10 protein-coding genes, 1 tRNA gene and 1 pseudogene are annotated in these 14,746 nt (G+C 59.9%); 11 read left to right on the top strand and 1 reads right to left on the bottom strand.

The features are described 5' to 3' along the window. From FHT70_RS29455 to rpoC, 11 genes and pseudogenes are all read left to right on the top strand, one after another. A pseudogene (locus FHT70_RS29455) lies at positions 1–95 on the top strand (elongation factor Tu); the annotation flags it as partial. A gap of 510 nt (positions 96–605) precedes the next feature. After that, positions 606–1,499, top strand: a complete 894-nt coding sequence (locus tag FHT70_RS29450) for an NAD(P)-dependent oxidoreductase (RefSeq protein WP_183706680.1) — start codon at positions 606–608, stop codon at positions 1,497–1,499. Positions 1,500–1,665: 166 nt separating this feature from the next. Then, positions 1,666–1,741 (top strand) — tRNA-Trp (locus tag FHT70_RS29445). A 194-nt stretch (positions 1,742–1,935) separates the two neighbouring features. After that, on the top strand, positions 1,936–2,136 hold the full coding sequence (gene secE / locus FHT70_RS29440; protein WP_003573826.1) for a preprotein translocase subunit SecE: 201 nt from the start codon (positions 1,936–1,938) through the stop codon (positions 2,134–2,136). Between the two features lie 17 nt (positions 2,137–2,153). After that, entirely contained in the window at positions 2,154–2,684 is a 531-nt protein-coding gene (gene nusG, locus FHT70_RS29435; RefSeq protein WP_007791989.1) for a transcription termination/antitermination protein NusG, read from the top strand. Between the two features lie 175 nt (positions 2,685–2,859). Continuing rightward, positions 2,860–3,291, top strand: coding sequence for a 50S ribosomal protein L11 (gene rplK / locus FHT70_RS29430; protein WP_009985507.1), 432 nt, complete (start codon positions 2,860–2,862; stop codon positions 3,289–3,291). 4 nt (positions 3,292–3,295) lie between these two features. After that, positions 3,296–3,997 carry a 50S ribosomal protein L1 gene (gene rplA, locus FHT70_RS29425; protein ID WP_011424973.1) on the top strand — a complete coding sequence of 234 codons (702 nt, stop codon included), beginning with the start codon at positions 3,296–3,298 and terminating at the stop codon, positions 3,995–3,997. 331 nt (positions 3,998–4,328) lie between these two features. Continuing rightward, positions 4,329–4,847: a 50S ribosomal protein L10 gene (gene rplJ, locus FHT70_RS29420; protein ID WP_183706679.1), complete on the top strand. Its 519-nt coding sequence runs from the start codon at positions 4,329–4,331 to the stop codon at positions 4,845–4,847. A gap of 56 nt (positions 4,848–4,903) precedes the next feature. Then, complete coding sequence (rplL, locus tag FHT70_RS29415; RefSeq protein ID WP_011424974.1) at positions 4,904–5,287, top strand: 50S ribosomal protein L7/L12; 384 nt, start codon at positions 4,904–4,906, stop codon at positions 5,285–5,287. 260 nt (positions 5,288–5,547) lie between these two features. Further along, positions 5,548–9,687: a DNA-directed RNA polymerase subunit beta gene (rpoB, locus tag FHT70_RS29410; RefSeq protein ID WP_085777817.1), complete on the top strand. Its 4,140-nt coding sequence runs from the start codon at positions 5,548–5,550 to the stop codon at positions 9,685–9,687. 186 nt (positions 9,688–9,873) lie between these two features. Beyond that, on the top strand, positions 9,874–14,082 hold the full coding sequence (gene rpoC / locus FHT70_RS29405) for a DNA-directed RNA polymerase subunit beta' (RefSeq protein WP_085777818.1): 4,209 nt from the start codon (positions 9,874–9,876) through the stop codon (positions 14,080–14,082). A gap of 72 nt (positions 14,083–14,154) precedes the next feature. Here the strand turns inward: rpoC and FHT70_RS29400 are convergent. After that, positions 14,155–14,746: IS630 family transposase (locus FHT70_RS29400; RefSeq protein WP_183706678.1), on the bottom strand; the 592-nt coding region annotated here is incomplete at its 5' end.

Here is a 14,746-nt window from a genome sequence, read left to right as displayed (position 1 = left end):
TCGTTCCGATCGCGATGGAAGAAAAGCTGCGCTTCGCTATCCGCGAAGGCGGCCGCACCGTCGGCGCCGGTATCGTCGCTTCGATCGTCGAGTAACCTTTCAGGTTATCCACAATCAGGAAGGCCCCGCTGGAAACAGCGGGGTTTTTCGTTTTTGATGCATCCGAGCTGTTTAACAGGTGTTGTAAAAATATCGTTAAAGATGCTCGTCACAGTATTTTGTTCATCTCACGTTCAGAAAGCAGTTGTGATTGGCTCATTTTAGTCCAGACTCCTCCCTGTAAAGAGGAGAGTCGGGATGATTCCAAAGGCCACATTCGTTGCGACGATATTCGCAATGTATGTTTTCACGATGTTTTTCATCGCTGCGATTCCGCAAGAGGTTGTTCAATCGGCCGGAGTGCAGATCAATGAGGTAAGCGTCGTCAAGTGACGACCTTTCCAGTTCATCGCACGGGGCTGCGGTGATAGGCAATAATTGGCCAGGTGCTCCCAGATAGGGTGCTCCTGGCGCGGCGGGGTGAAATACCTCGCAGAACGCTCGCTTGCTCTTCGCGCGGAAGCGTCTAACTATGCCTCCGGTTTCATGATGCGGAGGACATTTCCATGAAAAAGCGGATTCTGTTCACAGGCGGTTCCGGCAAGGCAGGTCGCCATGCCGTGCCATGGCTCGTCAATGCAGGCTACGAGGTTCACAACCTCGATCTCGTGCCTCTGGACAGCCCCGGCGTCACCAATCTCATCGCCGACATCACGGATAGCGGCCAGGTCTTCAACGCGCTGTCGATGCATCGCGATTTTCCCGATCTCGACGAGGGCAGGGGTGTCAAGCCTTTCGATGCCGTCGTGCATTTTGCCGCCATTCCGCGCATCCTGATCAAGCCGGACAACGAGACCTTCCGCATCAACGTGATGGGCACTTACAATGTCATAGAAGCGGCGGTGAAGCTCGGCATCCGGAAGATCATCGTCGCGTCGAGTGAGACGACCTACGGCGTCTGTTTCGCCGAAGGTCATCGCGACTTCCACCAGTTTCCGCTAGAGGAAGACTACGACGTCAATCCGATGGATTCCTACGGCCTCTCCAAGGTCGTCAACGAAAAGACGGCACGCGCCTTTGCCGAACGATCGGGCTTCGACATCTATGCGCTGCGCATCGGCAACGTTATCGAGCCGCACGAATATGAAAGGTTTCCGACCTATTTCGCCCATCCTGAGATGCGCAAGCGCATCACCTGGAGCTACATCGACGCTCGCGACCTGGGAAAGATCTGCCATCTCTGCATAGAGAAGGACGGGCTTGGCTACCAGGTCTTCAATGCCGCTAACGACACGGTTTCGGCCAATACGCCGTCGAAGGAGCTGGCGAAGCGATTCTTCCCCAACGTGCCGTTCACCCGCGAGATCGGTGAATATGAGGGGCTGCTTTCCAACCGCAAGATTCGCGAGGTGCTGGGCTTCAAGGAAGAACACAACTGGCGGAGATATGTGAAGGTCTGAATGCTTTCGGGTTACGCGCTCGAAAAGCGGACGCTCGCAAATGAGCAGAAGGCTTTGAAAATCGAAAATCGTGCTTGCCAATCCGCTGTCGCCGTCTTAAAGGGAGCGCCATGCATTTCGGCAGCGATTTGCGGGTCTTGGCCCGTGCGCTGAAGGACAGGCATGAAGGGGTATAGCTCAGTTGGTAGAGCGGCGGTCTCCAAAACCGCAGGTCGGGGGTTCGAGCCCCTCTGCCCCTGCCATTTTCCCTGGTACGGACAGCGCGGCGCTGCTCGCGGCATACCGGGCTCGGGATTAATTGGTGGTAACTAATTTCGTTAAACTTCGGTTTCCCTCTTGTGCATTCGGAAATCGGTGTTTATTTAGGGTTCAACAGACACGCGGTGCGTGGGGCTGATAGTTTCAGCTTTACGCGCCGTAATTGCGTGGGCAGTCGATGGCATCCAAATCCAATCCATTTGCGTTTCTGCAGCAGGTTCGCTCCGAGACGTCCAAGGTCACATGGCCGTCGCGCCGCGAGACGATGATCTCGACGGTCATGGTGCTGGTGATGGTGGTATTTGCCGCGCTGTTTTTCTTTGCCGCTGACCAGCTGATCGGCTGGGTCCTGAGCTTCGTGCTCAATACCGGCAACTGATACGGGTGGAGATGAAAATGGCGGCACGTTGGTACATCGTCCACGCGTACTCGAATTTTGAAAAGAAGGTAGCTGAAGACATCGAGAACAAGGCTCGCCAGAAGGGGCTTGAGCACCTGTTCGAGAAGATCCTCGTGCCGACCGAAAAGGTTGTGGAAGTGCGTCGCGGCCGCAAGGTCGATAGCGAGCGCAAGTTCTTCCCGGGTTATGTCCTGGTTCGCGCCAATCTGACGGACGAGGCCTACCACCTGATCAAGAACACGCCGAAGGTCACGGGTTTCCTCGGCTCCGACAATAAGCCCGTTCCGATTCCGGATTATGAAGCCGAGCGTATTCTCGGCCAGGTTCAGGAAGGTGTCGAGCGGCCGAAGGCATCCGTTACCTTCGAGATCGGCGAGCAGGTCCGCGTTTCCGATGGTCCCTTCGCCTCGTTCAACGGCACGGTTCAGGATGTGGACGAAGAGCGTTCGCGCCTGAAGGTGGAAGTGTCGATCTTCGGCCGCGCAACACCGGTCGAGCTGGAATACGCTCAGGTCGAGAAGGTCTGACTGCAGAATTGGAGGCTGGCCTTTGAGGTCTGTTTCCGGCGGACCTAGTCCGCATCCGCGTGGAAGGTGAGGGGTCTTAGCCGGGCCCTATTGATCCGCACCACGCAACCGCAGCCGCCGGAGCGATCCGGCATCACGGGCCGGGCAACCGGCCGTTCATGAAAGGCAGAGAGATATGGCTAAGAAAGTCGCAGGCCAGCTCAAGCTTCAGGTCAAGGCAGGATCGGCGAACCCGTCCCCGCCGATCGGCCCGGCGCTTGGTCAGCGTGGCATTAACATCATGGAATTCTGCAAGGCGTTCAACGCCGCCACGCAGGAAATGGAAAAGGGTATGCCGATTCCGGTCGTCATCACCTATTATCAGGACAAGTCCTTCACCTTCGCGATGAAGCAGCCTCCGGTCAGCTACTGGCTGAAGAAGGAAGCGAAGATCACCTCCGGTTCCAAGACCCCGGGTAAGGGCGCAAAGGCCGGTACCCTCACCAAGGCTCAGATCAAGACGATCGCGGAAGCTAAGATGAAGGACCTGAACGCAGCGGATATCGAAGGCGCAATGGCGATGATCGAGGGCTCTGCCCGCGCCATGGGCCTGGAAGTGGTGGGTTAAGACCATGGCAGGCAAGCGCACACGCAAGATCAACGAAGGTGTTGATCCCACCAAGCTCTACGCTCTGACGACCGCCATCGGCATGGTCAAGGAACGGGCTGTCGCAAAGTTCGACGAAACCATCGAGGTCTCGATGAACCTCGGCGTTGACCCGCGTCATGCGGACCAGATGGTTCGCGGCGTCGTCAACCTGCCGAACGGCACCGGCCGTACGGTTCGCGTCGCCGTCTTCGCTCGTGGCGCCAAGGCTGACGAAGCCAAGGCTGCCGGTGCCGATGTCGTTGGCGCCGAAGACCTCGTCGAAATCGTCCAGGGCGGCAAGATCGAATTCGATCGCTGCATCGCCACCCCCGACATGATGCCGCTCGTCGGCCGTCTCGGTAAGGTTCTTGGCCCGCGCGGCATGATGCCGAACCCGAAGGTCGGAACCGTCACCATGGACGTCGCCGGAGCCGTCAAGGCTTCCAAGGGCGGCGCCGTCGAGTTCCGCGTCGAGAAGGCTGGTATCGTCCATGCCGGCATTGGCAAGGCCTCTTTCGACGCCAAGGCTCTGGAAGAAAACATCCGCGCCTTTGCCGACGCCGTCATCAAGGCGAAGCCGGCTGGCGCCAAGGGCAATTACGTCAAGCGCGTGGCGATATCCTCGACCATGGGCCCGGGCGTCAAGATCGAAGTCGGCTCGGTCACCGCGGCTCCGACTGCATAAGTTTATGGCCGGGCTTCGGCCCGGTCGCTGAATTTCCGGCCTCGCAAGGGGCCGGAATATTCCGGAGAAATCCGGAATCCTGTCCGAGATTGCAGGTGGTTTTCCCTTAATCACTTGGCCTGCATGAGACGGGTAAGACCCGAATTGCATGAAGTTCGCTTCTTGGAACTCGGTTCGAGCCTTGGATGCCTTGTGCCTCTTCAGCCTTGATTGGCGCAGAGCGCGAGGGGACAGGATCCTCAAGCGTCGCTTGGGATCTCTTTTGATCCCAAGGGGCAAAAGGCAACCCGGTGGGTCCGTTTCAAACGGTCCCGCCAACTGGAGATAGGCAGTGGAAAGAGCGGAAAAACGCGAATTCGTCACGGAACTGAACGAAGTCTTCAAGGCTTCGGGCTCGGTTGTCGTGGCCCACTATGCTGGTGCTACAGTCGCACAGATGAACGATTTTCGTTCGAAGATGCGCGCTGCTGGCGGCACCGTCAAAGTCGCGAAGAACCGCCTGGCCAAAATTGCCCTTCAGGGTACGGAAGCGGAAGGGATTTCCAATCTCTTCAAGGGTCAGACCCTCATTGCTTACAGCAATGATCCGATCATCGCTCCGAAGGTCGTCATGGATTTCGCCAAGACCAACGACAAGATCGTGGTTCTCGGCGGCGCCATGGGTACGACAACGCTGAACGCCGAAGGTGTCAAGTCGCTTGCGACCCTGCCTTCGCTGGACGAACTGCGTGCGAAGCTGCTGGGCATGATCCAGACCCCGGCTACCCGCATTGCAGGCGTTGTTGCAGCACCGGCAAGCCAGCTTGCTCGCGTGTTCTCGGCCTACGCCAAGAAGGACGAAGCCGCTTAAGGCGGTTTTTCGCTGTACATACTCAACAGTTCGAACCGAACAAAAGGAACTAGAAAATGGCTGATCTCGCAAAGATCGTTGAAGACCTCTCCTCGCTGACCGTTCTGGAAGCTGCAGAACTGTCGAAGCTTCTTGAAGAAAAGTGGGGCGTTTCCGCCGCTGCTCCGGTAGCTGTTGCTGCCGTTGGCGGCGCTGCAGGCGGCGCAGCTGCTCCGGCTGAAGAAGAAAAGACCGAGTTCGACGTCATCCTCACGGATGCCGGCGCCAACAAGATCAACGTCATCAAGGAAGTCCGCGCCATCACCGGCCTCGGCCTCAAGGAAGCCAAGGACCTCGTCGAAGGCGCTCCGAAGGCTGTCAAGGAAGGCGTTTCCAAGGCTGAAGCCGCCGACATCAAGAAGAAGCTTGAAGACGCAGGCGCAAAGGCCGACGTCAAGTAATCTTGAACTGCACGTGGGAGGCGGCATTTACTGCCTCCCATTTGCCGTTTTCCTGAACGAATTACCCAAAAGCCGCGTGAAAAACGGCTTTTGGGTAATGGGTTCTTCAAGAGCATGGTCTCGAACCGAAGCGCCAAGGCAATCCGGCCTGGCTGTTTCGGGAGGTGGGACGAGGTTGAACTACTCATTGATCGGCGGGGTCGACTGGCCATCGGTTCCCGTCCGTTGCAGGCCCGGATGCAATTTTTGAAGGAGCGACGATGGCTCAGACCCTTTCGTTCAATGGTCGCAGGCGCGTACGCAAGTTTTTTGGTAAGATCCCCGAAGTCGCAGAAATGCCGAACCTCATCGAGGTTCAGAAGGCGTCCTACGACCAGTTTCTGATGGTTGAAGAGCCGAAGGGCGGTCGCCCTGACGAAGGCCTTCAGGCCGTCTTCAAGTCCGTTTTCCCGATCACCGACTTCTCCGGCGCCTCGATGCTGGAGTTCGTATCTTACGAATTCGAACCACCGAAGTTCGACGTTGACGAGTGCCGCCAGCGCGACCTGACCTATGCCGCGCCGCTGAAGGTCACTCTCCGTCTCATCGTGTTCGATATCGACGAGGATACCGGCGCAAAGTCGATCAAGGACATCAAGGAACAGTCGGTTTACATGGGCGACATGCCGCTCATGACGAACAACGGCACGTTCATCGTCAACGGCACCGAGCGCGTCATCGTCTCGCAGATGCACCGTTCGCCGGGCGTCTTCTTCGACCACGACAAGGGCAAGAGCCATTCTTCCGGCAAGCTGCTCTTCGCCGCCCGCGTCATTCCTTATCGCGGCTCCTGGCTCGATATCGAATTCGATGCCAAGGACATCGTCTACGCCCGCATCGACCGCCGCCGCAAGATCCCCGTCACGTCGCTGTTGATGGCGCTCGGCATGGACGGCGAGGAAATCCTCGACACCTTCTACACGAAGTCGCTCTACAAGCGCGACGGCGAAGGCTGGCGCATTCCCTTCAAGCCGGAAACGCTGAAGGGCGCCAAGGCAATCACCGAGATGGTTGACGCCGATACCGGCGAAGTCGTCGTGGAAGCCGGCAAGAAGCTGACGCCGCGCCTGCTGCGCCAGCTTTCCGATAAGGGCCTGAAGGCGCTGAAGGCCGGCGACGACGATCTCTACGGTAACTACCTTGCCGAGGATATCGTCAACTACTCGACGGGTGAGATCTATCTCGAGGCCGGCGACGAGATCGACGAGAAGACGCTTGCCGTCATCCTCGCAAACGGTTTTGACGAGATCCCGGTTCTCGGCATCGACCACATTAATGTCGGCGCCTATATCCGCAACACGCTATCGGCTGACAAGAACGAGAACCGTCAGGACGCTCTGTTCGACATCTATCGCGTCATGCGCCCGGGTGAACCGCCGACCATGGAATCGGCCGAAGCCATGTTCAACTCGCTGTTCTTCGATGCGGAGCGTTACGACCTCTCTGCCGTCGGCCGTGTCAAGATGAACATGCGCCTGGACCTCTCCGTCGAGGACACCGTTCGCATCCTGCGCAAGGACGACATCCTGGCCGTGGTCAAGATGCTGGTCGAACTGCGCGACGGCAAGGGCGAGATCGACGACATCGACAACCTCGGCAACCGTCGCGTCCGCTCGGTCGGCGAGCTGATGGAGAACCAGTACCGTCTCGGCCTGCTCCGCATGGAGCGTGCGATCAAGGAACGCATGTCCTCGATCGAAATCGACACGGTCATGCCGCAGGACCTGATCAACGCCAAGCCGGCTGCCGCAGCCGTCCGCGAATTCTTCGGCTCCTCGCAGCTCTCGCAGTTCATGGACCAGGTCAACCCGCTGTCGGAAATCACCCACAAGCGCCGCCTTTCGGCCCTTGGTCCGGGCGGTCTGACCCGCGAGCGCGCGGGCTTCGAAGTCCGCGACGTGCATCCGACCCACTATGGCCGCATCTGCCCGATCGAAACGCCGGAAGGCCCGAACATCGGTCTGATCAACTCGCTTGCGACCTTTGCCCGCGTCAACAAATACGGCTTTATCGAGAGCCCGTACCGGCGCATCGTCGACGGCAAGGTGACGAACGACGTGCTCTACCTCTCCGCCATGGAAGAGGCGAAGTACTACGTCGCGCAGGCCAACGCCGAACTGAACGCTGACGGTTCCTTCGTCGACGAATTCGTCGTCTGCCGTCACGCGGGTGAAGTTATGCTCGCGCCCCGCGACAGCATGAACCTGATGGACGTTTCGCCGAAGCAGGTCGTTTCGGTTGCTGCGGCACTCATCCCGTTCCTGGAAAACGACGACGCCAACCGCGCCCTCATGGGCTCGAACATGCAGCGTCAGGCCGTGCCGCTGTTGCGTGCCGAAGCGCCGTTCGTCGGCACCGGCATGGAGCCGGTCGTCGCGCGTGACTCCGGTGCCGCCATCGGCGCCCGCCGTGGCGGCGTCGTCGACCAGGTCGACGCGACGCGTATCGTTATCCGCGCCACGGAGGACCTCGAAGCCGGCAAGTCCGGCGTCGATATCTACCGCCTGCAGAAGTTCCAGCGTTCGAACCAGAACACCTGCGTCAACCAGCGTCCGCTGGTCACCGTCGGTGACGTCGTCAACCGCGGCGATATTCTCGCCGACGGTCCGTCGACCGATCTCGGCGACCTGGCGCTCGGCCGCAACGCGCTCGTCGCGTTCATGCCCTGGAACGGCTACAACTACGAAGACTCGATCCTGCTCTCCGAGCGCATCGTTGCCGACGACGTGTTCACCTCCATCCACATCGAGGAATTCGAAGTGATGGCGCGCGACACCAAGCTCGGCCCCGAGGAAATCACCCGCGATATTCCGAACGTGTCGGAAGAAGCGCTGAAGAACCTCGACGAAGCCGGCATCGTCTATATCGGCGCCGAGGTTCAGCCGGGCGATATCCTCGTCGGCAAGATCACGCCGAAGGGCGAAAGCCCGATGACGCCGGAAGAAAAGCTTCTGCGCGCCATCTTCGGCGAAAAAGCCTCCGACGTGCGCGACACCTCCATGCGCATGCCGCCCGGCACCTATGGCACGATCGTCGAAGTTCGCGTCTTCAACCGCCATGGCGTCGAGAAGGACGAGCGCGCGATGGCGATCGAACGCGAAGAGATCGAGCGTCTCGCCAAGGACCGTGACGACGAGCAGGCGATCCTCGACCGTAACGTCTATGGTCGTCTGATCGACATGCTGCGCGGCCAGGTCTCGATTGCCGGTCCGAAGGGCTTCAAGAAGGGCACCGAGCTTTCGAACGCCGTCGTCTCCGAATATCCCCGCTCGCAGTGGTGGATGTTCGCCGTCGAGGACGAGAAGGTGCAGAGCGAACTCGAAGCGCTCCGCGGCCAGTACGACGAGTCCAAGTCGCGCCTCGAACAGCGCTTCATGGACAAGGTCGAGAAGGTCCAGCGCGGCGATGAAATGCCTCCGGGCGTCATGAAGATGGTCAAGGTCTTCGTTGCCGTGAAGCGCAAGATCCAGCCGGGCGATAAGATGGCCGGTCGTCACGGGAACAAGGGCGTGGTCTCGCGCATTGTGCCTGTCGAGGACATGCCGTTCCTCGAAGACGGCACGCATGTCGACGTCGTTCTGAACCCGCTCGGCGTGCCTTCGCGCATGAACGTCGGCCAGATCCTGGAAACGCACCTGGGCTGGGCTTGTGCCGGCATGGGTCGCCAGATCGGCGAACTGATCGAAGCGTATAAAGCCAATGGCAACATCGAGCCACTGCGCAAGACCATTGGCGATGTCGTGGGCGACGGTCCCAAGGCCGAACAGGTCCAGGACTTCGACGATGAGTCCGTTCTGCGTCTCGCCGACCAGTGGAAGCGCGGTGTTTCGATCGCAACGCCGGTCTTCGACGGCGCTAACGAAGGTGACGTCAACGACATGCTGCGTCTGGCGGGTCTCAAGGACACCGGCCAGTCGACGCTCTATGACGGCCGTACCGGCGAGCAGTTCGACCGCCAGGTGACCGTGGGCTACATCTACATGCTGAAGCTCAACCACCTGGTCGACGACAAGATCCATGCCCGTTCGATCGGCCCTTACTCGCTCGTGACCCAGCAGCCGCTGGGCGGCAAGGCGCAGTTCGGCGGTCAGCGCTTCGGCGAAATGGAAGTCTGGGCGCTCGAAGCCTATGGCGCCGCCTATACGCTGCAGGAAATGCTGACGGTGAAGTCGGACGACGTCGCCGGCCGCACCAAGGTCTACGAAGCCATTGTCCGCGGAGACGACACGTTCGAAGCCGGTATTCCGGAAAGCTTCAACGTTCTCGTCAAGGAAATGCGCTCGCTGGGCCTCAGCGTCGAGCTCGAGAACACCAAGCTCGACGAAGCGCAGGCAACCCAGCTGCCGGACGCGGCCGAGTAAACATTGATAGGGCGTGCGCTGCCAATGCGGCGCACGTCGGTCCCGCCGGGAGCCGCATCTGTCGGCCCGGAAGGGAAGTTTCGCCGCATCTTGCGGTTATTCTCGTTTAAGCGAGGGAGGCGGCTCCCGGGAATTGCCGCCGGCCATCGCATTTTGAGGGCGCTTTAGCCCATGAAGGAGACAGGCATGAACCAAGAGGTCATGAATCTTTTCAATCCGCAGGTGCCTGCACAGAATTTCGATTCCATTCGGATTTCGATCGCGTCTCCGGAGAAGATCCTCTCCTGGTCCTACGGTGAGATCAAGAAGCCGGAAACCATTAACTACCGTACGTTCAAGCCGGAACGCGACGGTCTGTTCTGCGCACGCATCTTTGGCCCGATCAAGGATTACGAATGCTTGTGCGGCAAGTACAAGCGCATGAAGTACAAGGGCATCATCTGCGAAAAGTGCGGCGTCGAAGTCACGCTGTCGCGTGTTCGCCGTGAGCGCATGGGCCATATCGAGCTCGCCGCTCCCGTTGCCCACATCTGGTTCCTGAAGTCGCTGCCGTCGCGCATCTCGACCCTGCTCGACATGACGCTGAAGGATGTCGAGCGCGTCCTCTATTTCGAAAACTACATCGTCACCGAGCCCGGCCTGACCGCGCTCAAGGAGCACCAGCTCCTGACGGAAGAAGAGTACATGCTTGCCGTCGACGAATACGGCGAAGACCAGTTTACCGCGATGATCGGCGCTGAGGCGATCTACGAGATGCTGGCCTCGATGAACCTCGAAAAGATCGCCGGCGATCTGCGCTCCGAGCTTGCCGACACGACGTCGGATCTAAAGCAGAAGAAGCTGATGAAGCGCCTGAAGATCGTCGAGAACTTCATGGAGTCAGGCAATCGTCCGGAATGGATGATCATGAAGGTCGTTCCGGTCATCCCGCCGGATCTGCGCCCGCTCGTTCCGCTCGATGGCGGCCGTTTCGCGACGTCGGATCTGAACGATCTCTATCGCCGCGTCATCAACCGTAACAACCGTCTGAAGCGCCTGATCGAACTGCGCGCTCCGGGCATCATCATCCGCAACGAAAAGCGCATGCTGCAGGAATCTGTCGACGCGCTCTTCGATAACGGCCGCCGCGGCCGCGTCATCACCGGCGCCAACAAGCGCCCGCTGAAGTCGCTGTCCGACATGCTGAAGGGTAAGCAGGGCCGCTTCCGTCAGAACCTGCTCGGCAAGCGCGTCGACTATTCCGGCCGTTCGGTCATCGTCACCGGTCCGGAACTGAAGCTGCATCAGTGCGGTCTTCCGAAGAAGATGGCGCTCGAACTCTTCAAGCCGTTCATCTATGCCCGCCTCGACGCCAAGGGTTACTCCTCGACCGTCAAGCAGGCCAAGAAGCTGGTTGAAAAGGAAAAGCCGGAAGTTTGGGATATCCTCGACGAGGTCATCCGCGAACATCCGGTTCTCCTGAACCGCGCACCGACGCTGCACCGCCTGGGCATCCAGGCCTTCGAACCCACCCTGGTCGAAGGCAAGGCAATCCAGCTGCACCCGCTCGTCTGCACGGCCTTCAACGCCGACTTCGACGGTGACCAGATGGCTGTTCACGTGCCGCTGTCGCTCGAAGCCCAGCTCGAAGCCCGCGTGCTGATGATGTCGACCAACAACATCCTGCACCCGGCAAACGGCGCGCCGATCATCGTTCCCTCGCAGGACATGGTTCTCGGCCTGTACTATCTGTCGATTCTGAACCAGAACGAGCCGGGCGAAGGCATGGCCTTCTCCGATCTCGGCGAACTGCATCATGCGCTCGAAAACAAGGTCGTGACGCTGCACACCAAGATTCGCGGCCGCTTCAAGTCGATTGGCGAGGATGGCAAGCCCTACTCGAAGATCTATGAGACGACGCCCGGCCGTCTGCTTATCGGCGAACTGCTGCCGAAGAACGGCAAGGTGCCCTTCGACATCTGCAACCAGGAAATGACCAAGAAGAACATCTCCAAGATGATCGACACGGTCTATCGCCATTGCGGCCAGAAGGACACGGTCATCTTCTGCGACCGCATCATGCAGCTCGGCTTCGCCCATGCCTGCCGCGCCGGCATTTCGTTCGGCAAGGACGACATGGTCATCCCGGCCACCAAGGCGAAGATCGTTGCCGACACCGAAAACCTGGTGAAGGAATACGAGCAGCAGTACAATGACGGCCTGATCACCCAGGGCGAAAAGTACAACAAGGTTGTCGACGCCTGGGGCAAGGCGACCGAAAAGGTCGCCGAAGAAATGATGGCGCGCATCAAGGCGGTCGAATTCGACGAGAACACCGGCCGTCAGAAGCCGATGAACTCGATCTACATGATGAGCCACTCCGGCGCCCGCGGTTCTCCGAACCAGATGCGCCAGCTGGGCGGCATGCGCGGCCTGATGGCCAAGCCGTCGGGTGAAATCATCGAGACGCCGATCATCTCCAACTTCAAGGAAGGCCTGACCGTCAACGAGTACTTCAACTCGACGCACGGCGCCCGTAAGGGTCTGGCAGACACCGCCTTGAAGACCGCGAACTCCGGTTACCTGACCCGCCGTCTCGTCGACGTCGCGCAGGATTGCATCGTCACGCACGTCGATTGCGGCACCGAAACCGGCCTGACCATGACCGCCATCGTCGATGCCGGCCAGGTCGTCGCCTCGCTCGGCGCCCGTATCCTCGGCCGCACGGCGCTTGACGACATCGATCATCCGGTGACGGGCGAGCGCATCGTCGATGCCGGCAAGATGATCCTCGAGCCCGATGTCATCGAGATCGAGAAGGCTGGCATCCAGTCGATCCGCATCCGCTCGGCGCTGACCTGCGAAATCCAGACGGGCGTCTGCTCGGTCTGCTATGGCCGCGACCTCGCGCGCGGTACGCCGGTCAATATGGGCGAAGCCGTCGGCGTCATCGCCGCTCAGTCGATCGGCGAGCCGGGAACCCAGCTCACCATGCGTACTTTCCACCTTGGCGGTACGGCAACCGTGGTCGACCAGTCGTTCCTGGAAGCCTCGTACGAAGGTACGGTGCAGATCAAGAACCGCAACGTGCTGCGCAACTCCGAAGGCAGCCTCGTTGCCATGGGCCGCAACATGACCGTCCAGATCCTGGACGAGCGTGGCGTCGAGCGCTCTTCGCAACGTGTCGCCTACGGTTCGAAGCTGCACGTTGACGAAGGTGACAAGGTCAAGCGCGGGCAGCGCCTGGCGGAGTGGGATCCTTACACCCGTCCGATGATGACGGAAGTTGCCGGTACCGTTCAGTTCGAAGACCTCGTCGATGGTCTCTCGGTTCTGGAAGCGACCGACGAATCCACCGGCATCACCAAGCGTCAGGTCATTGACTGGCGTTCGACCCCGCGCGGTTCGGACCTCAAGCCGGCGATCGTCATCAAGGACGCCAGCGGCAATGTCGCGAAGCTGTCCCGCGGTGGTGACGCCCGCTTCCTGCTCTCGGTCGACGCCATTCTGTCGGTCGAGCCGGGCACGAAAGTCTCGCAGGGTGACGTTCTCGCCCGTTCGCCGCTCGAAAGCGCCAAGACCAAGGACATCACCGGTGGTCTGCCGCGTGTTGCCGAACTGTTCGAAGCGCGCCGTCCGAAGGACCACGCCATCATCGCAGAGATCGATGGTACGATCCGCCTCGGCCGCGACTACAAGAACAAGCGTCGCGTCATCATCGAACCGGCGGAAGACGGTGTCGAGCCTGTCGAATACCTGATCCCGAAGGGCAAGCCCTTCCACCTTCAGGACGGCGACTATATCGAAAAGGGTGACTACATCCTCGACGGTAACCCGGCTCCGCACGACATCCTGGCGATCAAGGGCGTGGAGGCTCTCGCTTCCTACCTGGTCAACGAAATCCAGGAAGTCTATCGTCTGCAGGGCGTCGTCATCAACGACAAGCACATCGAAGTGATCGTCCGTCAGATGCTGCAGAAGGTGGAGATCACCGATGCAGGCGACTCGACCTACATCGTCGGCGACAACGTCGACCGGATCGAGCTGGAGGACGTCAACGACCACCTGATCGAGCAGGGCAAGAAGCCCGCCAGCGGCGAGCCGGTCCTTCTCGGCATCACCAAGGCGTCGCTGCAGACCCCGTCCTTCATCTCGGCCGCGTCCTTCCAGGAAACGACCAAGGTGCTGACGGAAGCTGCTATCGCCGGCAAAACCGACGGCCTGCAGGGGCTGAAGGAAAATGTCATCGTCGGCCGCCTCATCCCGGCCGGCACCGGCGGCACCATGACCCAGATCCGCCGCATCGCCACGTCGCGCGACGAGCTCATCCTCGAAGAGCGCCGCAAGGGCACTGGGGCAGCGGTCGCCACCCCGATGCTGCAGGACATGGCCGAAAACGCCCCGGCTGCGGAATAATCCGCAGCTGAGGTCCACGAATTGAAAACCGCCCGGAGCGATCTGGGCGGTTTTCGTTTGTGCTAGAGCCTTTCATGTTTTGACGGAAGCATAGCCCGCATTTGAGAAGTAGTTGGCGCATTCCTCTGGCTTGATGGTGTCGGCGAGTAAGCCCAGATGGCGCCAGGTTTCCTCGCTGGTTCGCTTTTGGGCCTGGCGCATCCAGTGCTTGATCTTGGCGAAGGCTTGTTCGATCGGATTAAGGTCGGGGGAATATTTTGGCAGGAACCAGAGCCTGGCGCCGACGGCCCTGATGGCGTCGCGGATGGCTTTGGATTTGTGAGAGCCGAGATTATCGAGGATGACGATGTCGCCAGGTTTGAGGGTCGGGATCAACTGCTGGCGGACATAGGCGTGAAAGCATTCGCCATTGATGGGACCGTCAAAGACGCAGGGCGCAGTGAGCTTGTCGCAGCGTAGGGCGCCGAGGAAGGTCAGGGTGCGCCAGCGGCCATGCGGGGCAAAGCCGCGCAATCTTTTGCCCCTCGGCCCCCACCCGCGTAACGGCGCCATGTTGGTGCGGATCCAGGTCTCGTCGATAAAGACGAGCCGCTTCGGATCGAAGCGGTCTTGCCAGGCTTTCCAGCGGGCTCTGCGCCGGGCAATGTCGGCGCGGCCCTGCTCA

This window comes from Rhizobium sp. BK049 (genome assembly GCF_014193135.1).
Classification (GTDB): Bacteria; Pseudomonadota; Alphaproteobacteria; order Rhizobiales; family Rhizobiaceae; genus Rhizobium.
This window is presented reverse-complemented; position numbering and strand designations above follow the sequence as displayed.